This is a genomic window from Pseudomonas sp. B21-019, assembly GCF_024749225.1.
In the GTDB taxonomy this organism is placed as follows: Bacteria; Pseudomonadota; Gammaproteobacteria; order Pseudomonadales; family Pseudomonadaceae; genus Aquipseudomonas.
This window is the reverse complement of record NZ_CP087193.1, coordinates 337,563-360,457: the sequence shown is the minus strand read 5'-3', so window position 1 is coordinate 360,457 and position 22,895 is coordinate 337,563. Positions and strand designations below refer to the sequence as shown.

Below are 22,895 nucleotides of genomic sequence, written 5' to 3'. Positions count from 1 at the left end.
GGATTCGGTGTGCTGACAAGTCTTGGCAGCGATTGACAGTAGTGTCCGGCATGGCCGTTACAGCTTGACGGCGGTGTCGGGGGGCCGGTGACGCAGGCCACAGGCAAACAGCCCCGGGCACTTAGCTCGGTCGATAAACGCGCACATTGGCATGCCCCTCACTGAGCAAATGGTGGGCATGCAGGCGACTCATCACGCCTTTGTCGCAATACAGCAGGTACTGGCGAGTAGGGTCCAGTTCCTTGAAACGAGCGTTCAGTGCATAAAACGGCATCGTTTGTACCTCAATGCCAGGAAGCTCCAGCGGGTCGTCTTCGGCGGCATCCGGGTGACGGATGTCGATGATGATCTGGCCCGCCAGCGCTTCGCTGACTTCTTCAATCTGCAAGTCCTGGCCCAATTCGTCGATCACCCGATCGATCGGCACCAGTTTGGCGTTTTCGAGCGCACGCTCGAGCACCGCCATGTCGAATTCTTTCTCTTCGTGTTCAACGCGGTAGCGCTTGGCCGCGGTTTTCGGATTGACCGAGATGACCCCGCAGTACTCCGGCATGTGCCGGGCGAAATCGGCGGTGCCGATCTCGTTGGCCGTGTCGATGATGTCCTGCTTGTGGCTGGCGATCAGCGGGCGCAGCACCAGTTTATCGGTCACGCAGTCGATCACCGACAGGTTCGGCAGCGTCTGGCTCGATACCTGGGAGATTGCTTCGCCGGTGACCAGCGCATCGATGTGCAGCCGGTCAGCGATACTGGACGCGGCGCGTAACATCATACGCTTCAATACGACGCCCATATGACTGTTATCGACTTTGCCGAGAATCTCGCCCAGCACTTCCTCGAACGGCACACTGACAAATAACACGCGTTGGGAGCTGCCGTACTTCTTCCAGATGAAATGCGCGACTTCCATGACGCCCAATTCGTGGGCACGTCCGCCCAGGTTGAAGAAGCAGAAGTGGCTCATCAGGCCGCGGCGCATGATCTGGTAGGCCGCCACGGTCGAGTCGAAGCCGCCGGACATCAGCACCAGCGTCTGCTCCAGGGCGCCGAGCGGATAACCGCCGATGCCGTTGTGCTGGCTGTGGATCACGAACAACCGTTGGTCGCGAACTTCGATGCGCACTTCGATTTCGGGCTTTTTCAGATCGATCCCGGCGGCACCGCACTGGCGGCGCAACTGGCTGCCGACATATTTCTCGATGTCTATCGAACTGAATGGGTGCTTGCCCGCACGCTTGCAGCGCACCGAGAAAATCTTCCCGGCCAGCGCATCGCCATAGTGCTGCTTGCACTTCTCGACGATGTCGTCGAAGTCGCCCAACGGGTACTCGTCGATCTGCAAAAAGTGCGCGATGCCCGGTGTGCAGGTCAGGCGCTCGCCCATCTCTTTCAGGACCTTGGGGTCGCTGACGCGGGTTTCCAGCTCGAGATTGTCCCACACACCGTTCACCACCACGGCCGGGTCCAGATCGCGGAGCACGGTACGGATGTTTTTGGCCAACTGGCGGATGAAACGCATCCGTACCGGGCGGCTCTTGATGGTGATCTCGGGGAAGACTTTTACGATTAGTTTCATGAAAACAGCGCGCGCAGGGCCAGCCGAAAAAGGGGGGCGCGGATTATAGCGGAAATTGCTCAAGGTTTAACCAGTTAATGTGCAGAAGGTTTTGCGCGCACCAAAACAGGTCATTTATGGAATTCGACGCTACATTACAGGGCGAGATTTTGCGCTTTATGGTGCGCCGCCCCCTTATAAGCGTGATATTGGGGCAAAAAACCCATGATGAGGCACTGGCATGCAATTTGCTCCCTTGTGAGGCAGGTTGCCATGGCAGAGTATTCGCGCCGGCATCACCCACATATAAGGGCATCCACTACTAGCCCTAAGCCACCCGGAGGACACTATGTCGAAGTCGGTTCAACTCATCAAAGATCATGACGTCAAGTGGATTGATCTGCGCTTCACGGACACCAAAGGCACTCAGCACCACGTGACCATGCCGGCTCGCGATGCGCTGGATGAAGCTTTCTTCGAAGAAGGCAAAATGTTCGACGGTTCCTCCATCGCTGGCTGGAAAGGCATCGAAGCTTCCGACATGATCCTGATGCCGGACGACACCACTGCCGTTCTCGACCCGTTCACCGAAGAGCCGACCCTGATCCTGGTCTGCGACGTGATCGAGCCTTCGACCATGCAAGGCTACGACCGTGACCCACGGGCGATTGCCAAGCGTGCCGAGGAATACCTGAAGTCGACCGGTATCGGCGACACCGTATTTGTGGGTCCAGAGCCTGAGTTCTTCATCTTCGACGAAGTGAAGTTCAAGTCCGACATCTCCGGCTCGATGTTCAAAATCTTCTCCGAACAAGGTTCGTGGATGTCCGACCAGGACGTGGAAGGCGGCAACAAAGGCCACCGTCCAGGCGTCAAAGGCGGCTACTTCCCGGTTCCGCCGTTCGACCACGACCACGAAATCCGTACCTCCATGTGCAACGCCATGGAAGAAATGGGCCTGGTCATCGAAGTTCACCACCACGAAGTGGCGACTGCCGGTCAGAACGAAATCGGCGTGAAGTTCAACACCCTGGTTGCCAAGGCTGACGAAGTTCAGACCCTGAAATACTGCGTACACAACGTAGCTGACGCATACGGCCGCACCGCGACCTTCATGCCCAAACCTCTGTACGGCGACAACGGTTCGGGTATGCACGTTCACCTGTCCATCGCCAAAGATGGCAAGAACACCTTCGCTGGCGAAGGCTATGCCGGCCTGTCCGACACCGCTCTGTACTTCATCGGCGGCATCATCAAGCACGGTAAGGCTCTGAACGGCTTCACCAACCCGTCGACCAACTCCTACAAGCGTCTGGTCCCAGGTTTCGAAGCTCCAGTAATGCTGGCGTACTCGGCTCGCAACCGTTCCGCTTCGATCCGTATTCCTTACGTGTCCAGCCCTCGCGCTCGCCGTATCGAAGCCCGTTTCCCGGATCCAGCAGCTAACCCGTACCTGGGCTTCGCTGCACTGTTGATGGCTGGCCTGGACGGCATCCAGAACAAGATCCACCCTGGCGACGCAGCTGACAAAAACCTGTACGACCTGCCGCCTGAAGAGGCGAAAGAGATCCCACAAGTTTGCGGCAGCCTGAAAGAAGCCCTGGAAGAGCTGGACAAAGGTCGTGCGTTCCTGACCAAAGGCGGCGTTTTCAGCGACGACTTCATCGACGCTTATATCGCTCTGAAAAGCGAAGAAGAAATCAAGGTTCGTACCTTCGTACACCCACTGGAATATGAGCTGTACTACAGCTGCTGATCCGGTAGCGCCGCGTCACGCGGCGCGACAAAAGAGAGGCCTCCTTCGGGAGGCCTTTTTTGTGGGCGAACGTCTGTCATCGGATGCCCGGTTGCGTGCATCATGCCCGTCATCCGATAAAGCCGAGATCTCCCATGCGCCTACGCCCATGCCTTGCCTTGCTCACTGCCTTGCTGGCCAACAGCGCCTTTGCCAGCCCGGCACCTGCCGCCCTCGCCCCACTGCTTGGCACCATCGAGGAGCGCCTGGCGATTGCCGATCAAGTCGCGTTGAGCAAATGGGACAGCGGCAAACCCGTCGAGGACCGTCAGCGCGAGCGTGAGGTGATTGCCGGCGCCGTTGCCCTGGCACCTGCTTATAAATTGAGCAACGAAGCCGTCGAACAGTTCTTCTCGGCGCAGATCGAGGCCAACAAACTGGTGCAATACGCGCATTTGTCTGACTGGCATGCGCAAGGCAAGGCTCCCAACGACCCTCGCCCCGACCTCGTCGGGCAGATCCGCCCGCAACTTGATCAGTTACAAAAACGCCTGCTGCAACAACTGGCCGATTTCAGCCCTTATCGCAACGACCCGCAGTGCCCGTCCTGGCTGGCCAAGGCCAATAAAACCGGCAACCAAGTATCTCTGCGCGAGCTCGCCAAGGTACGCGCCAGCGCTGAGTTGTGCAGCGCCAGCCGCTGAGCCGGCCTGCCGACATGCGCTGATGTGCTCTATGCTCAGCGCTTAGTCGCCACGAACGGAACAGGGCCGGACACTTGCCCAACGGCCAATGGAAGCCTGCAATGCGCTCATTGTTGTTATGCCTGCTCGTACTGATCGCCCTGCCCGCCGCTGCGCAGATCTATAAGTACACCGACGCCAATGGCAACACCGCCTACAGCAATCAGCCGCCCGACGGCGTCAAAGCCCGGCCGGTCGAATTGCCACCGCTCAACAGCGTCGAGCGCCAGTCGTCAAGCGAGCCGGTAGCACCTGCGCAAGCCAGTAGCCGTGACCAACCGCACAGCGCCTATCAGGTGCTGGAGCTGAGCGGCCTGCCCTCCGAAGAAGCCTTGCGCGCCAACAACGGCACGTTCACCGTCAGCGTATTGATCAATCCACGCCTGCAAGGCACTCATCGATTGAGGCTGTTACTGGACGGTCAACCCTACGGCCAGCCGAGCAACGTGCCGACCCTGCAACTGGTGAACATCGACCGTGGCGAACATAACCTTGCGGTTCAGGTGATCGACGGGCAAAACGTCGTGCAACAGAGCCCCACCGTGACGCTCACCGTCCAACGGGTGCATAAACCTTGAGGGCCTGGCTGTTGATCGCGTGCCTGGTCAGCCTGCCGGCGATGGCCGAAGTCTTCACATATATCGACGCTCAGGGTAATCGGGTCTTCACCGATCAGCCGGGCACCCGCAACGCCAAACGTGTGCCGTTGGCGACAAGCAATCGAATGTCAGCCAACCCGAGTGGCGCAGCGCCCATGACCGCTGCGAAAACAAACCCGGCCAAACCACTGTTTCATTACGACATGCTTCGGGTGCTGGTGCCGGAACCGGATGCCACGATCCGTAGCAGTGCCGGTGAATTGATCGTCAGCGTTACCAGCGAACCCGGCCTGCAACAGGGTCATCGTTACCGTTTGCTGCTGGACGGCCAGCCCACCGCCGAGCCCGGCCCCAGCCCGGTGTTCGCCCTGAGCAACATCGACCGCGGCAGTCACAACCTATCGGTGGAAATCCTCGACGAACAGGGCCGCACCGTCGAACGCACGGCCAATCAGCCGTTCCACATGCTGCGCATTTCCCTGGCGCAGAAACGCCAGGTCAAACCCTGCACCCTCACCGACTACGGCCAACGGCCCGAATGCCCCCTCAAAGACAGGCCTGAAGAAGAAAGAAGCTCCTTCCTACCCTTCTTCTAACTTCGTTCAGGTTTGCGCACCATATTGGTGCAACAATCTGCACCATACCCACATCTCAACCCATTTTGGTTCGAAAGTACCCGAAAAAACTGGCAGAACGCCATGCAAACGAGCGTAAAACGCCAGTTTCAGGCTCTAAACGCTTCTTTTCGGAGCCTTGGTTTGGTTTTTGCATTTTCCTCATACCGGCGCGTTATTCATGCGCATGCCCTGCTCCAAAAGAGGGAGTAGGGCGTGCTCACCGTAAATGGCGATCGCGCAAAGCCCCACGAGACGCAAGACTAGGCATGAGGAGAGAAGTTTGGTTGCTCCAAATGAACGACGAATAACGACGGATTGCGTCTCGTGGGGCTTTGCCCTTCGGGTTGGCGCTGTGATCGCGCCATGCTGCGTTGTAGGACTTGAAAAGGGAACGCCATTCTCTGCGTCCTACGCCTTGCCTGGCGCGATCACAGCGCCAACGCGATTCGCCATTTACGGTGAGCACGCCCTACTATGACCATTAGCGACGCACTACACCGCTTGCTACTCGACAACCTGACCACCGCCACCATCCTGCTCGACGCCGAACTGCGCCTCGAGTACATGAACCCGGCGGCGGAAATGCTCCTGGCCATCAGCGGCCAGCGTAGCCATGGGCAGTTCATCAGTGAGTTGTTCACCGAGTCCACCGAAGCGCTGAACTCCCTGCGCCAGGCAGTCGAGCAGGCACACCCGTTCACCAAGCGCGAAGCGATGCTCACCGCCCTCACCGGCCAGACCTTGACCGTCGACTACGCCGTGACGCCAATCCTGAGCAATGGCGACACGATGCTGCTGCTGGAGGTTCATCCTCGCGACCGCCTCCTGCGGATCACCAAGGAAGAGGCGCAACTGTCGAAGCAGGAAACCAGCAAAATGCTGGTGCGTGGCCTCGCCCACGAGATCAAGAACCCTCTCGGCGGCATTCGTGGCGCGGCTCAGTTGCTCGCCCGTGAGTTGCCGGAAGAAAGCCTGCGCGATTACACCAACGTGATCATTGAAGAAGCCGATCGCCTGCGCAATCTGGTGGATCGCATGCTCGGCTCCAACAAGCTGCCGTCGCTGGCCATGTGCAATGTCCACGAAGTGCTGGAGCGTGTGTGTCAGTTGGTGGAGGCCGAAAGTCAGGGTTGCATCACTTTGGTGCGCGACTACGACCCAAGCATTCCGGATGTCTTGATTGATCGCGAACAGATGATTCAAGCCGTGTTGAACATCGTGCGCAACGCGATGCAGGCCATCAGCAGCCAGAACGAGCTGCGCCTTGGCCGCATCAGCTTGCGTACCCGCGCCATGCGCCAGTTCACCATCGGCCACGTGCGCCATCGCCTGGTGACCAAGATCGAGATCATCGACAACGGCCCGGGGATCCCCGCCGAGCTGCAGGAAACCATCTTCTTCCCCATGGTCAGCGGCCGCCCGGACGGTACCGGGCTGGGCCTGGCCATTACCCAGAACATCATCAGCCAGCACCAGGGCTTGATCGAATGTGACAGCCATCCAGGCCACACCACGTTCTCGATCTTTCTGCCACTGGAACAAGGAGCCACATCGACATGAGCCGTAGTGAAACCGTGTGGATCGTCGATGACGACCGTTCTATCCGTTGGGTCCTGGAAAAAGCCTTGCAACAGGAAGGCATGACCACGCAAAGCTTCGACAGCGCCGATGGCGTGATGAGCCGCCTGGCGCGCCAGCAGCCGGACGTGATCATCTCCGACATTCGCATGCCGGGTGCCAGCGGCCTGGACCTTCTGGCGCGGATTCGCGAACAACACCCACGGCTGCCAGTCATCATCATGACTGCCCACTCCGACCTGGACAGCGCTGTCGCGTCCTATCAGGGCGGCGCGTTCGAATACCTGCCCAAGCCGTTCGACGTCGACGAAGCCGTTTCCCTGGTCAAGCGCGCCAATCAACACGCTCAGGAACAACAAGGGCTGGAAGTCGTCCCGACACTGACCCGCACCCCGGAAATCATCGGCGAAGCACCGGCGATGCAGGAAGTGTTTCGCGCCATCGGGCGCTTGAGTCACTCCAACATCACCGTGCTGATCAACGGCGAATCCGGCACCGGTAAAGAGCTGGTGGCCCACGCCCTGCACCGTCACAGCCCAAGGGCGGCCTCGCCGTTCATTGCACTGAACATGGCGGCGATCCCCAAGGATCTGATGGAGTCCGAACTGTTCGGCCACGAAAAAGGCGCGTTCACCGGCGCGGCCAACCTGCGTCGCGGGCGCTTCGAACAGGCCGACGGCGGCACGCTGTTCCTCGATGAAATCGGCGACATGCCGGCGGACACCCAGACTCGTTTGCTGCGGGTACTGGCGGACGGCGAGTTTTACCGCGTCGGCGGTCATGTGCCGGTGAAGGTCGATGTACGCATCATCGCCGCGACTCACCAGAATCTGGAAACCCTGGTGCATGCCGGAAAATTCCGTGAGGACTTGTTCCACCGCCTCAACGTGATCCGCATCCACATTCCACGGCTGTCGGACCGTCGCGAAGACATCCCGACCCTGGCCAAGCACTTCCTCAGCCGCGCCGCGCAAGAACTGGCGGTGGAACCGAAACTGCTGAAAAGCGAAACCGAGGAATACCTGAAAAACCTGCCATGGCCAGGCAACGTGCGTCAGCTGGAGAACACCTGCCGCTGGATCACCGTGATGGCTTCAGGTCGCGAAGTACACATCAGCGACCTGCCGCCGGAGCTGCTGAGCCTGCCGCAGGATTCAGCACCGGTAACCAATTGGGAGCAGGCCCTGCGCCAGTGGGCCGACCAGGCTTTGGCACGTGGCCAATCGAGCCTGCTCGACAGCGCCGTACCGGCCTTCGAGCGGATCATGATCGAAACCGCCCTCAAACACACCGCCGGCCGCCGCCGCGACGCCGCCGTACTGCTGGGCTGGGGGCGCAATACCTTGACGCGCAAAATCAAGGAATTGGGGATGAAGGTCGATGGTGGGGATGATGATGAAGGGGATGAGGGTTAATCCCTTCACCTGATCATTCCCACGCTCCCGCGTGGGAATGATCATCGCCGCTCCGTGCACCGCCGCAATGCACCGTGAACCGCAATCGCGCACGGCATCTACTTTGAAATCCTCGATTTATCCGTAACAAAACCCGAACTGCAAAAACACAAAAGCCCCGGAATACGGGGCTTTCAGCACTACTCAGCGACTTTTCGTTTCAACATATTAAAAACTGGCACGCCCCCTGCAATAGTCCAATCAGTGATTCGATTCACTACCCAGTTTCGGGGACCTTGGTACAGGCAGGCCGGGGATTCCCCTCTTTACACCGGGCTCACACCGCAACAGCGACGAGCCCCCCGTTTTGGGGTCCTTGGTACAGGCAGGCCGGGGATTCCCTCTTTTATTGCTCTCGGAGATGGATCTCCAGCCGCCAGCGGTCATCGACCTTGCTACCGGCCCAGTCGCCCTGCAGGGGCCGGGCCGCCACCACCGTCAGCAACAATCCCCCATCACTCAATCGCGTTCGCCAGTTCACGTCCTTGCCGTTGAGCTTGAGCTGACCTTTCTGTGCTCGGCCTTCAGCCTCGAACAACAGCGCGACACTGCCGTCGACCAACTCGCCGTGGGTTTTGGGTTCGTTGTTGAACCACACCACCAGTCCATCATTGGTCACCTCGACCTGCTGCAAAACGCTGGGGTCAGGCGCTGTCAGACGACCGATCATCAGGCCCACCATCACCCCGACAATCGCCAGTGAACCCATCACCCGCAGGAATAGTTTCGAACGGGGATCCGCTTGCGGCGTAGAATGCTGCTCATCTTTACCTTCGGAGCCGTGCATGTTTCACGTCATCCTTTTCCAACCAGAAATTCCGCCGAATACCGGCAACGTTATCAGGCTGTGCGCCAACAGTGGCTGCCACCTGCATTTGATCGAACCGCTGGGCTTCGAGATGGACGACAAGCGCCTGCGCCGAGCGGGCCTCGATTACCATGAGTATGCCACCCTGCAACGCCACGCAGACCTCGCCAGCTGTCTGGAAAGCCTCGGCCACCCTCGGCTGTTCGCCTTTACCACCAAGGGTTCGCGACCGTTCCATGATGCCAGCTTCGCCGAGGGCGATGCCTTCCTGTTCGGTCCGGAAAGCCGTGGCTTGCCAGCCGAAGTGCTCGACGCCCTGCCCGGCGAACAACGCCTGCGCCTGCCCATGCGCGAAGGCTGTCGCAGCCTGAACCTGTCCAACACCGTGGCCATCGCGGTGTACGAAGCCTGGCGCCAGCTCGGGTTCAAGTAAGAGACACGCCCTCCGTAGGAGCTGCCGAAGGCTGCGATCTTTTGATTTTGGTTTTTAAGATCAAAAGATCGCAGCCTTCGGCAGCTCCTACACGAAGGTTTCGTTTGCTCCATGAAAAAAGCGCCTTTGAAGGCGCTTTTTTCATGGAGCAAACGAAACTTCTTTTATTGAACGGTCGGAGTCTCGCCAGCCGCCTGCATGCGTTGCAGCTCTTGTGCGTACAGCGCGTCGAAGTTCACCGGGGCCAGCATCAGGGCCGGGAACGAACCGCGGGTCACCAGGCTGTCCAGGGTTTCGCGCGCGTACGGGAACAGGATGTTCGGGCAGAACGCGCCCAGGGTGTGGCTCATCGAAGCCGCGTCCAGGTTCTTGATCAGGAAGATCCCGGCTTGTTGCACTTCAGCGATGAACGCCACTTCTTCACCGTTTTTCACGGTGACCGACAGGGTCAGCACGACTTCGTGGAAGTCGCCTTCCAGCGCCTTCTGACGGGTGTTCAGATCCAGACCGACGCTCGGTTCCCACTGCTGGCGGAAGATTGCCGGGCTTTTCGGGGCTTCGAAGGACAAGTCACGTACGTAGATGCGCTGCAAGGAGAATTGCGGTGCGTTTTCTTCTTCGCTAGCTGCAGTGTTCTGTTGGTCAGTCATCTCAGATCCTTTCTGATCTCGGGTCTTATAGGGTTAGCTATTTCTAAGTAACGCAGTCAGGCCTTGAGCATGGCGTCGAGCTTGCCGGCGCGCTCCAGGGCAAACAAATCATCACAGCCGCCAACGTGGGTGCTGCCGATCCAGATCTGCGGCACGGACGTACGCCCGGCTTTCTGAGCCATCGCGGCACGCACCTGCGGCTTGCCATCGACCTTGATCTCTTCGAAGGCCACGCCTTTGTTCTCGAGCAGGTACTTGGCTCGCGAGCAATAAGGGCAGTAATCGCTGGAATAGACGACGACGTTGTTCATATCACTTCACCAGTGGCAGATTGTCGGCTTTCCAGCTGGAAATACCGCCAGACAGCTTGGCAGCGGTGAAACCGGCTTTCACCAGTTCACGGGCATGAGTACCGGCGGTCTGGCCCATGGCATCGACCAGGATAATGGTCTTGGCCTTGTGCTTTTCCAGTTCGCCGACGCGAGCGGTCAGTTTGTCCTGAGGAATGTTCAACGCGCCAACGATGTGACCGGCGGCGAAATCCTTGGTCGGACGAATGTCGACCACTACACCTGCGTCCTTGTTGACCAGCCCGGTCAGTTCACCGGTGCTCAGGCTGCGGCCGCCGCCTTGCATCTGATAGGCCAATAGCAGGGCCGCCAGTACAACGAAGATACCCACGAGAATGTAGTGGTTGGTGGCGAATTGAATCAGGTGATCAACCATCGAAGGAGGTTCCAGGGCGTTAAAATGTCGGCCAGTATACACAGCCACTATGGTGGGCCAAACCCCGTCCGGCGGTGACGGCGCCGGAACTTAGCTTTAAACTCCTACTCCCTTTTCCATCGCCCTCTTTTAATTCAGCCACGAGTGGAATCCATGACTACCACGCCTAAACCTTTGGTCCTGATTATTCTCGACGGCTTCGGTCACAGTGAGAGCCCTGAATCCAACGCCATCTATGCGGCGAAGAAGCCCGTACTGGACCGTCTGTGGGCCACCGTGCCGAACGGCCTGATCTCGGGCAGCGGCATGGACGTCGGCTTACCGGACGGCCAGATGGGCAACTCCGAAGTCGGCCACATGAACCTCGGCGCCGGTCGGGTGGTGTATCAGGACTTCACACGCGTGACCAAAGCGATCCGCGATGGCGAGTTCTTCGAGAACCCGACCATCTGCGCCGCGGTGGATAAAGCCGTCGCTGCCGGCAAAGCCGTGCACTTCATGGGGCTGCTGTCCGATGGCGGCGTTCACAGCCACCAGGACCACCTGGTCGCCATGGCTGAGCTGGCCTTCAAGCGCGGCGCCGAAAAAATCTACCTGCACGCCTTCCTCGACGGCCGCGACACGCCGCCGAAAAGCGCCCAGTCGTCGATCGAGTTGCTGGACGCGACCTTCCAGGCCCTCGGCAAAGGCCGGATCGCCAGCATCATTGGCCGTTATTACGCCATGGACCGCGACAACCGTTGGGATCGCGTGTCCCAGGCCTACAACCTGATCGTCGATGGCGCCAGCGAATTCAATGCCGCCACCGCCCAGGAAGGCCTGCAAGCCGCGTACGAACGTGGCGAGAGCGACGAATTCGTCAAAGCCACCAGCATCGGTGAGCCGGTGAAGGTCGAAGATGGCGACGCCGTGGTCTTCATGAACTTCCGCGCCGACCGTGCCCGCGAACTGACCCGCGTGTTCGTCGAAGACGATTTCAAGGAATTCGAACGTGCTCGCCAGCCAAAACTGGCCGGTTTCGTCATGCTGACCCAATACGCCGCCAGCATCCCCGCGCCGTCGGCTTTCGCTGCGGGTAGCCTGGAAAACGTACTGGGCGATTACCTGGCGAAAAACGGCAAGACACAGCTGCGCATCGCCGAAACCGAGAAGTATGCCCACGTGACCTTCTTCTTCTCCGGCGGCCGCGAAGAACCGTTCCCGGGCGAAGAACGCATCCTGATCCCGTCGCCGAAAGTCGCCACCTATGACTTGCAGCCCGAGATGAGTGCCCCGGAAGTCACCGACCGCATCGTCGATGCCATTGAAAACCAGCGTTACGACGTGATCGTGGTCAACTACGCCAACGGCGACATGGTCGGCCACAGCGGTGTGTTCGAGGCGGCGGTGAAAGCTGTGGAATGCCTGGACACCTGCGTCGGCCGTATCGTCACGGCGCTGGAAAAAGTCGGCGGCGAAGCCCTGATTACTGCCGACCACGGCAACGTCGAGCAAATGTCCGACGCCTCCACCGGCCAAGCCCACACTGCCCACACCACCGAGCCGGTGCCGTTCATCTATGTCGGCAAGCGTGACTTGAAGGTTCGCGAAGGCGGCGTGCTGGCAGACGTGGCGCCGACCATGCTGAAGTTGCTGGGGCTTGAGAAGCCTGTGGAAATGACCGGGACTTCGATTCTGGTGTAATCCGCTTCTTCAAAAACACCGCCAAACCCTGTGGGAGCGGGCTTGTGTGGTGAGGGGGCTTGCCCCCGTTCGGCTGCGCAGCAGTCGTAAAACCATTGCATGCGGTGTACCTGGTACACCGCAATTGCAAAATTTGGGGCCGCTTCGCGACCCAACGGGGGCAAGCCCCCTCGCCACACAGGCTCGCTCCCCCATTGGTTTTCACTCCAGTTATCACACAGTCCCAATTGGGCGTTTTTTTTGCAGCGTGGGGCGGGCATACTAGGCCGTCCCTTTCCCTGGTGTCGCCCGCCTCTATGCTTCGCGTCCTGATAGCCCTCGCTCTGACATGCCTGCTCCAACCGGCCTTTGCCGACGAGCGCACGCAAACCCAACAACAGTTGGACGCCACGCGTCAGGACATTGCCGAACTGAAAAAGCTGCTGGGCAAGCTGCAGGAAGAAAAGTCCGGGGTGCAGAAAGACCTCAAAGGCACCGAAACCGAGATGGGCAAGCTCGAGAAGCAGGTCGAGGCGCTGCAAAAAGAGCTGAAGAAAAGCGAATCCGAGCTGCAGCGACTCGATGCCGAGAAAAAAAAACTCCAGAGCGCGCGCGTTGAACAGCAACGACTGATCGCCATCCAGGCCCGCGCGGCCTATCAGAATGGCCGCCAGGAGTACCTGAAACTGCTGCTCAACCAGCAGAACCCGGAAAAATTCGCCCGCACCCTCACCTATTACGACTACCTGAGCCAGGCCCGCCTGGAGCAGCTGAAGAATTTCAACGAAACCCTGCGCCAACTGGCCAATGTCGAAAAAGACATCTCCATGCAGCAAGCGCAATTGCTGGTGCAGAAAAGCAGCCTCGACAGCCAGCGCGACGAACTCGACAAGGTCCGCAAGGAGCGCCAGCAAGTCCTGGCCAAGCTCAATGACGACGTGAAGGCTCGCGACCAGAAACTGGCCGCCCGCGAGCAGGATCAGGCAGACCTGTCTAAAGTCCTTAAAACCATTGAAGAAACCCTGGCTCGTCAGGCCCGAGAGGCAGAAGAAGCGCGGCAAAAAGCGCTGATCGCCCAGCAGGAAGCCGAAAAAAAGCGGTTACGTGAGGCTCAGGCTGAAGCAGACGCCAGCGACGCCCCACGCAAACCCGCCAAATCGACGCCCGGTGCCCTGGTTTCAAGTTCAGGCGAGACCTTCGGCGGTCCTTTTGCTTCGACTCGCGGCAAACTTCCATGGCCGGTTGATGGTCGACTGCTGGCACGCTTCGGTGAAACCCGTGGCGACGATGCCCGCACCAAGTGGGACGGCGTGATGATCAGCGCCTCCGCCGGCAGCCAGGTGCATGCCGTGCACGGCGGTCGCGTGGTGTTTGCCGACTGGCTGCGTGGGGCCGGGCTGCTGGTGATTCTCGACCACGGCAACGGCTTTTTGAGTCTTTACGGTCACAACCAGACGCTGCTCAAGTCTGCGGGTGACGTGGTAAAAGCCGGTGAGTCCATCTCCACTGTCGGTAACAGTGGCGGGCAGGACACACCAGCGCTGTATTTCGCTATTCGTCAGCAGGGTCACCCGAGTGACCCGGCGCAATGGTGCCGCGCGCAAGGATAGGCGTTGAGTCACCTACATTAGGAGTTCGTTCGACATGCTGCATTTGTCCCGCCTTACCTCGCTGGCTCTGACGATCGCCCTGGTGATCGGCGCGCCTCTGGCGTTTGCCGCTCAACCGGCCCCGGCGGTCGCGCCTGCCGGCACTGCTGCGACCACCAAGGCGCCATTGCCGCTGGACGAGTTGCGCACCTTTGCCGAAGTCATGGACCGGATCAAGGCAGCCTATGTAGAACCGGTAGATGACAAGACCCTGCTGGAAAACGCCATCAAAGGCATGCTCAGCAACCTCGACCCGCACTCCGCCTACCTGGGCCCGGAAGACTTCACTGAATTGCAGGAAAGCACCAGTGGCGAATTTGGCGGCCTGGGCATCGAAGTCGGCGCGGAAGACGGTTTCATCAAAGTGGTCTCGCCTATCGATGACACCCCAGCCTCCAAGGCTGGCATCCAGGCCGGCGACTTCATCGTCAAGATCAACGGCCAGCCGACTCGCGGCCAAAGCATGACCGAAGCCGTGGACAAGATGCGCGGCAAGATCGGCCAGAAGATCACCCTGACCCTGGTCCGCGATGGCGGCACTCCGTTCGACGTGACCCTGGTCCGCGCCACCATCCAGGTGAAAAGCGTCAAGAGCCAGCTGCTGGAATCCGGCTACGGCTACATCCGCATCACCCAGTTCCAGGTCAAGACCGGCGAAGAGGTCTCCAAGGCCTTGGCCAAGCTGCGCAAGGACAACGGCAAGAAGCTCAGCGGCATCGTCCTCGACCTGCGTAACAACCCGGGCGGCGTGCTGCAATCGGCGGTGGAAGTGGTCGACCACTTCATCACCAAGGGCCTGATCGTCTACACCAAGGGCCGCATCGCCAACTCTGAACTGCGCTTCTCCGCCACCGGCAAGGACGAAAGCGAAGCCGTGCCAATGGTCGTGCTGATCAACGGTGGCAGCGCCTCGGCCTCGGAAATTGTCGCCGGCGCCCTGCAGGATCAGAAACGTGCGGTGGTCATGGGCACCACCAGTTTCGGCAAAGGTTCGGTCCAGACCGTGTTGCCGCTGAACAACGACCGCGCACTGAAAATCACCACGGCGCTGTACTACACGCCGAACGGCCGCTCGATTCAGGCTCAGGGCATTGTCCCGGACATCGAAGTGCGCAAGGCCAAGATCACCAACGAGCAGGACGGCGATTACTTCAAGGAAGCCGATCTGCAAGGTCACTTGGGCAATGGCAACGGCGGCGCCGACAAACCGAGCGGTTCGGGCGGCAAAGCCAAGGCCATGCCGCAGGATGACGATTACCAGCTGGCCCAGGCCCTGAGCCTGCTCAAAGGACTGAGCATCACCCGCGGCCACTGAGATGCGCCTGCGGTTACTACTCGGTCTGCTGTGCAGTCTGGCGGGAGTTGCTCACGCAGCACCTGCCACGACAGCGACCACACCTCACAAGGCTTATCTGAGCCTGATCATCGATGACCTGGGGCAGAACCTGCCCCGGGATCGCCGCGTGCTGGCCCTGCCCGGCCCGGTCACCACGGCAATCATGCCCGATACACCCCACGCCACCGAATTCGCCCGCGAAGCCCATCGCGCCGGCAAGACTGTCATTCTGCATATGCCCATGGATCCGGCCACCGGACCATTCGCCTGGCATCCCGAGTTGCCCATCGAAGAACTTGAAAAGCGCCTGAACGCCGCGTTCAACATGGTGCCCTATACCGCCGGCATCAATAACCACATGGGTAGCCGCATGACCGCTCAGCAACCGGCCATGGCCTGGCTGATGGCGGACTTGCAGCGTAAGCACAAATTCTTCGTCGACAGCCGCACCAGTGCGCAAACCGTGGCCGCCGCCGAGGCGCAGAAGATTGGCCTGGCAAGTGTTTCGCGGGATGTGTTTCTGGATGACGAGCCCACCGAAGCGGCGATCTTCACACAGCTACAGACGGCGATCAGCCTGGCGCGCAAGCAGGGCTCTGCGGTGATGATCGGGCATCCGTATCCGCAGACTCTGGCGGTGCTGGAGCGTGAGTTGCCCAAGCTCAAGGCACAGGGAATTGACTGGATCGACATCAAATTGATGATCAGCGTGCGCGGCAATCGTGCGACGGCTGCTCATGGCAAAGATGGCGTCTACCGCTAACTTGCCGCACCTCCCACAGTGTTTTGCGTAAGCTACAAGGCTCGGTGTTGCGGTCTAGAGATACCGCCCCATGATGTCGTCCACCACACCTTCCTTGCGCAACTGATCCAGCGCAGCCTGCAGCTTGGCCACGGTCTCATCCGGCACGTCCTTGTTCAGGGCCAGGTACAGCTCGGCGCTATTGAAGCGCAGCACGGTCTTGAGCCCGGTCACCCCGTCCAGCCGCGCCAGGTAACGCCCCGCCGGATCACCCGTAGCCCACAGATCGATCTGACCGTTAGCCAGCTTCTTCGCATTGTCCTGGTCGCGCAGCACCACAATCGGCTTCAGCCCTTGCTTGGCCAATGTCTCGGCAATCGCATCGCCCTTGTAGGCGCCAATCTTGTATTTACGCGCCTGATCCAGCGATTCCAGGGTGATTTTGCTATCAGCCTTGGCCAGCATGATCCAGTCGTCCGGGCCGATAGGGCCGACCCACTTGAAGAGTTTCTCGCGGTCCGGCAGCCGCGCCATTACGAACACGCCATAACCGGGCTTTTCCAGGGCGAGTTTGTAGATTCGCTCCCAAGGGAAACGCAGCGTCAGGCTGTAGGGGATATTGGCGCGCTTGAACATCTCGCGGACGATGTCCACGGCGACGCCGTTGATGTTCTCGTCCTGGGCAAAGTTCTTGCCGTTCTTCGCCATGTTGTACGGCGGGAAGTTTTCCGTCAGCAGCACCAGGCCGGTGTCGGGACTTTCTTCGGCGTGAACTCCGTTGATGAACAACAGAGAAGCACTAGCGAGGGCAAGAAGAAGTCGTTTAAGCATGTCGGGCTACCGGAATCCATGGCGTGCCCAAGAGTGCCCTGAGCCCGCCATGCTGTCCACTGGCCTGTATGTTTAACGCATCACGATTCCGCGATGGGCCATGTAGGCCTTGGCTTCCTGAACGGTGTATTCGCCGAAGTGGAAAATACTCGCCGCCAATACCGCACTGGCGTGGCCTTCAAGAATACCGTCGGCCAAATGCTGCAAGTTGCCGACACCACCGGAGGCGATCACCGGAATCCCCAGCGCATCACTGATAGCGCGGGTGACACCCAGATCGAAGCCGTTTTTCATGCCGTCCTGGTCCATGCTGGTCAGCAGGATTTCGCCGGCACCGAGACCTTCCATTTTCTTCGCCCACTCAACGGCGTCGAGGCCGGTTGGCTTGCGACCACCGTGGGTGAAGATTTCCCAGCGCGGGGGTTCGCCCGGACCGGAAACTTTCTTGGCGTCAATCGCGACGACAATGCACTGCGAACCGAAATGCTGCGCCGCTTCGCCGACGAATTCCGGGTTGAACACTGCAGCGGTGTTGATCGAGACCTTGTCCGCACCGGCGTTCAGCAGATTGCGAATGTCCTGCACGGTACGCACGCCACCGCCCACAGTCAGCGGGATAAACACCTGGCTGGCCATGCGCTCGACGGTGTGCAGCGTGGTGTCGCGGCCGTCGACGCTGGCAGTGATGTCGAGAAAGGTAATCTCGTCGGCACCCTGCTCGTCGTAGCGACGGGCGATTTCCACCGGGTCGCCGGCATCGCGAATGTTCTCGAACTTGACGCCCTTGACCACCCGGCCGTTATCCACGTCCAGGCAAGGGATGATGCGTTTGGCCAGCGCCATGGTGAGTCCTCAGCCTTTGTACGAATCGCAGAAAGCTTGCGCTTCAGCGACATCGAGGGTGCCTTCGTAGATCGCCCGGCCGGTGATGGCGCCGATGATGCCTGGTGCCTTGGCGTCGAGCAGCGACTTGATGTCACCCAGATTGTGGATACCGCCGGATGCAATGACCGGGATCTTCGTCGCAGCAGCCAAAGCAGCGGTGTAAGAGACGTTGCAGCCCTGCATCATGCCGTCTTTGGCGATGTCGGTATAAACGATCGCGGACACGCCGTCGGCTTCGAATTGCCTGGCCAGGTCAATGACCTGCACGGTGCTGATTTCAGCCCAGCCGTCGGTGGCGACAAAACCGTCTTTGGCATCGAGGCCGACAATCACCTTGCCCGGGAACGCGCGGCAGGCTTCAGCGACGAAGGCCGGATCTTTCACGGCCTTGGTGCCGATGATCACGTAGCTCACACCAGCTTTCACGTAGTGTTCAATGGTTTCCAGGGAACGGATACCGCCGCCGATCTGAATCGGCAGGTTCGGGTAGCGCTTGGCGATGGCGGTGACCACTTCGCCGTTGACCGGCTGGCCTTCGAACGCGCCATTCAAGTCGACCAGATGCAGACGACGGCAACCGCCCTCCACCCACTTGGCAGCCATGCTCACCGGGTCATCGGAGAACACTGTGGAATCTTCCATGCGGCCCTGGCGCAGACGAACACAGGCACCGTCTTTGAGATCGATAGCGGGAATAATCAGCATCTGGCAAACCTTCAAATTCGAGTGTTCAGCTTCGCTCGGAAATCAGTTTTTCTCGAGCGCCCACAGGTCGCTTTCGATGCTTTCGAACCTCTCTTTGAGGTGCGTCTGCACATCGAAAATCGCCCTGTTGTAATAGTGCGGAGCAATTTCGCGGGTAAACAGCTCAAGGATTTCAGCCGCTTCGAACGAACCCAGGTCCAGTTCGAAGCGGTCTTCCATGAAGCGTTTGATCTTGTGATTGGCCTCGCTCTCCTGCTCGGGAGTGAGGGTCAGGATCGGCGGCTTCTTCTTGACAGCCATTTACCAGCGACCATCCCACGCAGCGAAGTTCTGCAGCAATTGCAGGCCATGGGTATGGCTCTTCTCCGGGTGGAACTGCACGGCGAAACGCGAGCCATCGGCCAGAGCGGCAGCGAAATCGACCCCGTAGTGACCGCTACCGACCACCTGCCGCGCATTGCCGGCAGCGATGTAGTAGCTGTGCACGAAGTAGAAACGCGCCAGGTCCGGTACGTTGTGCCACAGCGGGTGACTCACCGTCTGCTTCACTTCGTTCCAGCCCATGTGCGGCACTTTCAGGTGTTCGCCGTCCTCGTGCAAATCTTTGCCGAAGAACTTCACCTGGCCCGGGAACATGCGGATGCAGTCGACGCCGTCGTTCTCTTCGCTGCTGTCGAGCAAGGCTTGCATGCCCACGCAGATGCCGAGGAATGGACGGTCTTGGCTGACTTCACGCACCAGCGAATCGAAGCCCAGGCGACGGATCTCCGCCATGCAATCGCGAATCGCGCCAACACCGGGGAATACCACCCGGTCGGCTTCGCGAATCACGTCGGCATCGCTGGTGATCAAGACCTTGCCGGCACCGACGTGCTCGAGGGCCTTGGCCACCGAGTGCAGGTTGCCCATGCCGTAATCGATAACCGCGACCGTCTGCATTACAGAACGCCTTTGGTCGAAGGCATTTGCCCGGCCATGCGGTCATCCAGCTCCACGGCCATGCGCAGGGCGCGGCCGAAAGCCTTGAACACGGTCTCGATCTGGTGGTGGGTGTTGTGCCCACGCAGATTGTCGATGTGCAGGGTGACGTTGGCGTGGTTGACGAAGCCCTGGAAAAATTCCTGGAACAGGTCAACGTCGAAGCCACCGACGGTAGCGCGGGTATACGGAACATGCATCTGCAGGCCAGGACGGCCGGAGAAGTCGATCACCACACGCGACAACGCTTCATCGAGCGGCACGTAGGCGTGGCCGTAGCGACGGATGCCTTTCTTGTCGCCGATGGCTTTGGTGAAGGCCTGACCCAGGGTGATACCGACGTCTTCCACCGTGTGGTGGTCGTCGATATGCAGGTCGCCCTTGCTGACAATATCCAGGTCGATCAGCCCGTGACGGGCGATCTGGTCCAGCATGTGCTCAAGAAAAGGCACACCGATATCAAATCGGGCCTTTCCGGTGCCATCCAGGTTGATCGAGGCTTTGATCTGGGTTTCCAGAGTGTCGCGCTCGACAGACGCCATACGTTCGGCCATCACCAGCTCCGCAAAAAATCATTGGGGCGAAAAAGGCAGCCATTATAGGGTCGCGGGCGCTAAACAGAAACACGGGAGGTGATATCACTGACGGAGTGAACCCCGTGCCGTCGGGGATAGACATGTCCATACAAGCAAAAGATCGCAGCCTTCGGCAGCTCCTACACCGACCGAGTCCACACGCTGACCGTAGGAGCTGCCGAAGGCTGCGATCTTTTCGGGCATAAACCCAATGTGCCTGACACCACACATGTCAGGCACAAAGTGTCTCTTAGTGGAACAAGACAGCGGTTTTCTGCAGGGTCACCCAAACACCCCACGCCAACGGAATCCCTACAACCAGCCACGCAGCCACCGCCAATGGTTTGGTGCCCGCATCCGCTTTCCACTCCAGCACGGTGCTGGCGTCAGCACCCTTGTCGTGGCCCAGCGCCTGTTCGGCGGCCAGTTCGGCGTCGGTCATGAAGTACTTGTCCGCCACCGGGCGCACCAGCAGGTTGCAGATGAAACCCAACACCAGCAGGCCCGCGAGGATGTACAGAGTGATGTCGTATGCCGCGGCACGTTCGACGCCGATGCTCAGCTGATATTCACGCAGGTAGTTCACCAACACCGGCCCCAACACACCCGCCGCCGCCCAGGCTGTCAGCAGACGACCGTGGATCGCGCCGACCATTTGCGTACCGAACAGGTCCGCCAGGTAGGCAGGAACAGTCGCAAAACCACCGCCGTACATCGACAGGATGATGCAGAACGCCGCCACGAACAGCGCAACGCTGCCCAGGTGACCGAGGTTCGGGATCAGCGAGTACAGGGCGAAACCCAGGGCGAAGAACACAAAATAGGTGTTTTTGCGGCCCAGGTAGTCCGAGAACGAAGCCCAGAAAAACCGGCCGCCGATGTTGAACAGGCTCAGCAGACCGGTGAAACCGGCAGCAATGGCGGCGATCGAGGCCAGTTGCGAAGCGTCCAGTTGACCGAACGTCAGGTCGTTGCCAAGCAATTTACCGGCGAACACTTCCTGCAACAGCGGCGAAGCCATGCCGAGGATGCCGATACCCGCCGAAACGTTCAGGCACAGCACCAGCCATACCAGACGGAATTGCGGGGTTTTCCACGCCACATTCACGTGGACGTGCCGGTGAGTGATCATCGCGTTCGAAGCTTTTTTCGCCGGAGCCGTCCAGCCTTCAGGCTTCCAGCCGGTTGGCGGAACGCGGTAGGACAGCGCGCCACCGATCATGAACACGAAGTAGATCGCGGCCATCACCAGGAAGCTCTGCCATACACCGACGCTGGTTGGCGAAGCAAAGTGGCCCATCAGGGCCGCAGCCAGTGGAGCGCCGACCATCGCGCCGCCACCGAACCCCATGATCGCCATGCCGGTCGCCATGCCGCGCTTGTCCGGGAACCACTTGATCAGGGTCGAGACCGGCGAGATGTAGCCCAGTCCCAGGCCGATACCGCCAATGACCCCGGAGCCGATCCACATCAGCCAGATCTGGTGGGTATAGACCCCCAGCGCCGAAATCAGCAGACCGCCACACCAGCACAGTGCCGATACAACACCTGCCTTGCGTGGGCCTGCGTGTTCGAGCCAGCCGCCCCAGATCGCTGCCGAGCAACCCAGGAAGATGAAGAACAGGGTGTAGATCCAGCCGAGCATCGAGATCGGCCAGTCGCATTGCGACGAAAATACCTGAGCGATGAAGCTCATGTCCGGCGCGCAAGCCACGGCTTTGGTGACGCCCAGGGCCTTGGACAGCGGCAGCCAGAACACCGAAAAGCCGTAGGCCATGCCGATGCAGAGGTGGATGGCCAGAGCGGCCGGTGGTACAAGCCAACGGTTAAAACCGGGCTTGGCGATGATGCGTTCCTTGGACAGGAACGCGGGCCGGTCGGCAAAGCCGTCCGCCGTGATGCTCGTAGTCATGGTGTTTCCCCCAATTATTAGTAGGGTTCGCCAGCCGCTCCTCACCCCCAGCCTTTATGCACGCAGACATGACTGTTGTTAGGTGAAGCTTCATTTTGGTGCGACATCACGTCGCAGAAGGACGGACGAACGGGCAGAGGTTACCATTTGCACGTGACAGAAAAACCAAACTGACATCACCTTTTGTATGTCATCTGATCTCGTACCACTGGATGAACATTGTTTTCACGCGTACGGGGAATGGCTCCGTTCAACTTCACAGGAATCTCCATGCCGATCATTGTCGAGCTGCTGAACCAGGCCACTTATCAGGATCAGCAAGATCTGCAGAAGATCTACCGCGACGCCCCGGACTGGCTGTTTGCGCCATTTACAGGCAATGCTGAGCTGATCGAAAGCTGCTTGCGGGACGGCTCTCTGATCGCTGGACGCTTCAACGATCGGCTGCTGGGTGCGGCACGTCTGCAACGGCACCATGACACCTGGCATTTGTCCCATTTATGCGTACGAAAAATCACCCGCCGCCGTGGTGTTGCCGAGCGCCTGGTAAGCGAAGCGCAGAAAATGGCGGTGCAATCGGGCGCGACATTGCGCCTGCTGGCGCCCGCCGGGCACCTAGAAGCCCAGGCGCTGGCGGCTAAGCTGAAAGTGCCGCTGGATGTGCTCCCGACATGATCGCTGACCGGGCAGCCACTTCGGGGCGCTATACTCCCCGGCTAAAT

At 59.7% G+C, this 22,895-nt stretch carries 24 protein-coding genes; 12 read left to right on the top strand and 12 right to left on the bottom strand.

What is annotated here, in order from left to right; translation table 11 throughout:
• Window positions 1-121: 121 nt before the first annotated feature.
• Entirely contained in the window at window positions 122-1,576 is a 1,455-nt protein-coding gene (gene thiI / locus LOY36_RS01630) for a tRNA uracil 4-sulfurtransferase ThiI (protein ID WP_258672044.1), read from the bottom strand.
• Window positions 1,577-1,904: 328 nt separating this feature from the next.
• Here thiI and glnA point away from each other — a divergent pair, with 328 nt between their 5' ends.
• From glnA to ntrC, 6 genes are all read left to right on the top strand, one after another.
• A complete protein-coding gene (gene glnA, locus LOY36_RS01625) occupies window positions 1,905-3,311 on the top strand; it encodes a glutamate--ammonia ligase (RefSeq protein WP_019581810.1) in 1,407 nt (468 codons plus the stop codon).
• A gap of 134 nt (window positions 3,312-3,445) precedes the next feature.
• Window positions 3,446-3,994: a chorismate mutase gene (locus LOY36_RS01620; RefSeq protein ID WP_258672042.1), complete on the top strand. Its 549-nt coding sequence runs from the start codon at window positions 3,446-3,448 to the stop codon at window positions 3,992-3,994.
• Between the two features lie 101 nt (window positions 3,995-4,095).
• Window positions 4,096-4,611 (top strand): DUF4124 domain-containing protein, encoded by a 516-nt coding sequence (locus LOY36_RS01615; protein WP_258672041.1) that lies wholly within the window; start codon window positions 4,096-4,098, stop codon window positions 4,609-4,611.
• A complete protein-coding gene (locus LOY36_RS01610; protein ID WP_258672039.1) occupies window positions 4,608-5,228 on the top strand; it encodes a DUF4124 domain-containing protein in 621 nt (206 codons plus the stop codon). The genes LOY36_RS01615 and LOY36_RS01610 overlap by 4 nt, the downstream gene beginning before the upstream one ends.
• A gap of 495 nt (window positions 5,229-5,723) precedes the next feature.
• A complete protein-coding gene (gene glnL, locus LOY36_RS01605) occupies window positions 5,724-6,809 on the top strand; it encodes a nitrogen regulation protein NR(II) (RefSeq protein WP_018929201.1) in 1,086 nt (361 codons plus the stop codon).
• Window positions 6,806-8,242 (top strand): nitrogen regulation protein NR(I), encoded by a 1,437-nt coding sequence (gene ntrC, locus LOY36_RS01600; protein ID WP_018929202.1) that lies wholly within the window; start codon window positions 6,806-6,808, stop codon window positions 8,240-8,242. The genes glnL and ntrC overlap by 4 nt, the downstream gene beginning before the upstream one ends.
• 385 nt (window positions 8,243-8,627) lie before the next feature.
• Here ntrC and LOY36_RS01595 read toward each other — a convergent pair whose 3' ends face one another.
• A complete protein-coding gene (locus LOY36_RS01595) occupies window positions 8,628-9,068 on the bottom strand; it encodes a hypothetical protein (RefSeq protein WP_018929203.1) in 441 nt (146 codons plus the stop codon).
• Between LOY36_RS01595 and trmL the strand changes: the two genes are divergently transcribed.
• Window positions 9,067-9,522: a tRNA (uridine(34)/cytosine(34)/5-carboxymethylaminomethyluridine(34)-2'-O)-methyltransferase TrmL gene (gene trmL, locus LOY36_RS01590; protein ID WP_007939438.1), complete on the top strand. Its 456-nt coding sequence runs from the start codon at window positions 9,067-9,069 to the stop codon at window positions 9,520-9,522. The genes LOY36_RS01595 and trmL overlap by 2 nt on opposite strands.
• A gap of 164 nt (window positions 9,523-9,686) precedes the next feature.
• Here the strand turns inward: trmL and secB are convergent, their stop codons facing one another.
• The 3 genes from secB to LOY36_RS01575 are packed head-to-tail and all read right to left on the bottom strand — an operon-like array spanning window position 9,687 to window position 10,898.
• Entirely contained in the window at window positions 9,687-10,172 is a 486-nt protein-coding gene (secB, locus tag LOY36_RS01585) for a protein-export chaperone SecB (protein WP_007939439.1), read from the bottom strand.
• Window positions 10,173-10,228: 56 nt separating this feature from the next.
• The gene (grxC, locus tag LOY36_RS01580; protein WP_007939440.1) at window positions 10,229-10,483 is read right to left on the bottom strand and encodes a glutaredoxin 3; all 255 of its coding nucleotides are present in this window, start codon (window positions 10,481-10,483) and stop codon (window positions 10,229-10,231) included.
• A gap of 1 nt (window position 10,484) precedes the next feature.
• Window positions 10,485-10,898, bottom strand: coding sequence for a rhodanese-like domain-containing protein (locus LOY36_RS01575; protein WP_018929205.1), 414 nt, complete (start codon window positions 10,896-10,898; stop codon window positions 10,485-10,487).
• Window positions 10,899-11,051: 153 nt separating this feature from the next.
• On the opposite strand from LOY36_RS01575, the gene gpmI reads away from it, so the two are divergent.
• The 4 genes from gpmI (at window position 11,052) to LOY36_RS01555 (ending at window position 16,308) form a co-directional block, all read left to right on the top strand.
• Complete coding sequence (gene gpmI / locus LOY36_RS01570) at window positions 11,052-12,581, top strand: 2,3-bisphosphoglycerate-independent phosphoglycerate mutase (protein WP_019581806.1); 1,530 nt, start codon at window positions 11,052-11,054, stop codon at window positions 12,579-12,581.
• Window positions 12,582-12,877: 296 nt separating this feature from the next.
• Window positions 12,878-14,170, top strand: a complete 1,293-nt coding sequence (locus LOY36_RS01565; protein ID WP_019581805.1) for a murein hydrolase activator EnvC — start codon at window positions 12,878-12,880, stop codon at window positions 14,168-14,170.
• A 34-nt stretch (window positions 14,171-14,204) separates the two neighbouring features.
• Window positions 14,205-15,524, top strand: a complete 1,320-nt coding sequence (locus tag LOY36_RS01560; RefSeq protein ID WP_018929208.1) for a S41 family peptidase — start codon at window positions 14,205-14,207, stop codon at window positions 15,522-15,524.
• 1 nt (window position 15,525) lies between these two features.
• Window positions 15,526-16,308 (top strand): divergent polysaccharide deacetylase family protein, encoded by a 783-nt coding sequence (locus LOY36_RS01555; protein WP_019650822.1) that lies wholly within the window; start codon window positions 15,526-15,528, stop codon window positions 16,306-16,308.
• Window positions 16,309-16,362: 54 nt separating this feature from the next.
• Here LOY36_RS01555 and LOY36_RS01550 read toward each other — a convergent pair whose 3' ends face one another.
• From LOY36_RS01550 to LOY36_RS01520, 7 genes are all read right to left on the bottom strand, one after another.
• A complete protein-coding gene (locus tag LOY36_RS01550) occupies window positions 16,363-17,118 on the bottom strand; it encodes an ABC transporter substrate-binding protein (protein ID WP_258672036.1) in 756 nt (251 codons plus the stop codon).
• Window positions 17,119-17,190: 72 nt separating this feature from the next.
• Window positions 17,191-17,961 (bottom strand): imidazole glycerol phosphate synthase subunit HisF, encoded by a 771-nt coding sequence (gene hisF, locus LOY36_RS01545; RefSeq protein ID WP_018929212.1) that lies wholly within the window; start codon window positions 17,959-17,961, stop codon window positions 17,191-17,193.
• A gap of 9 nt (window positions 17,962-17,970) precedes the next feature.
• Entirely contained in the window at window positions 17,971-18,708 is a 738-nt protein-coding gene (hisA, locus tag LOY36_RS01540) for a 1-(5-phosphoribosyl)-5-[(5-phosphoribosylamino)methylideneamino]imidazole-4-carboxamide isomerase (RefSeq protein WP_007939449.1), read from the bottom strand.
• A gap of 42 nt (window positions 18,709-18,750) precedes the next feature.
• A complete protein-coding gene (locus LOY36_RS01535; protein WP_008005317.1) occupies window positions 18,751-19,008 on the bottom strand; it encodes a DUF2164 domain-containing protein in 258 nt (85 codons plus the stop codon).
• Window positions 19,009-19,647 (bottom strand): imidazole glycerol phosphate synthase subunit HisH, encoded by a 639-nt coding sequence (hisH, locus tag LOY36_RS01530; protein ID WP_258672034.1) that lies wholly within the window; start codon window positions 19,645-19,647, stop codon window positions 19,009-19,011.
• On the bottom strand, window positions 19,647-20,240 hold the full coding sequence (hisB, locus tag LOY36_RS01525) for an imidazoleglycerol-phosphate dehydratase HisB (protein ID WP_007939452.1): 594 nt from the start codon (window positions 20,238-20,240) through the stop codon (window positions 19,647-19,649). The genes hisH and hisB overlap by 1 nt, the downstream gene beginning before the upstream one ends.
• Window positions 20,241-20,511: 271 nt before the next feature.
• A complete protein-coding gene (locus LOY36_RS01520) occupies window positions 20,512-22,173 on the bottom strand; it encodes an OFA family MFS transporter (protein ID WP_258672033.1) in 1,662 nt (553 codons plus the stop codon).
• 270 nt (window positions 22,174-22,443) lie between these two features.
• On the opposite strand from LOY36_RS01520, the gene LOY36_RS01515 reads away from it, so the two are divergent.
• Entirely contained in the window at window positions 22,444-22,848 is a 405-nt protein-coding gene (locus LOY36_RS01515; protein WP_258672032.1) for a PanM family protein, read from the top strand.
• Window positions 22,849-22,895: the final 47 nt, after the last annotated feature.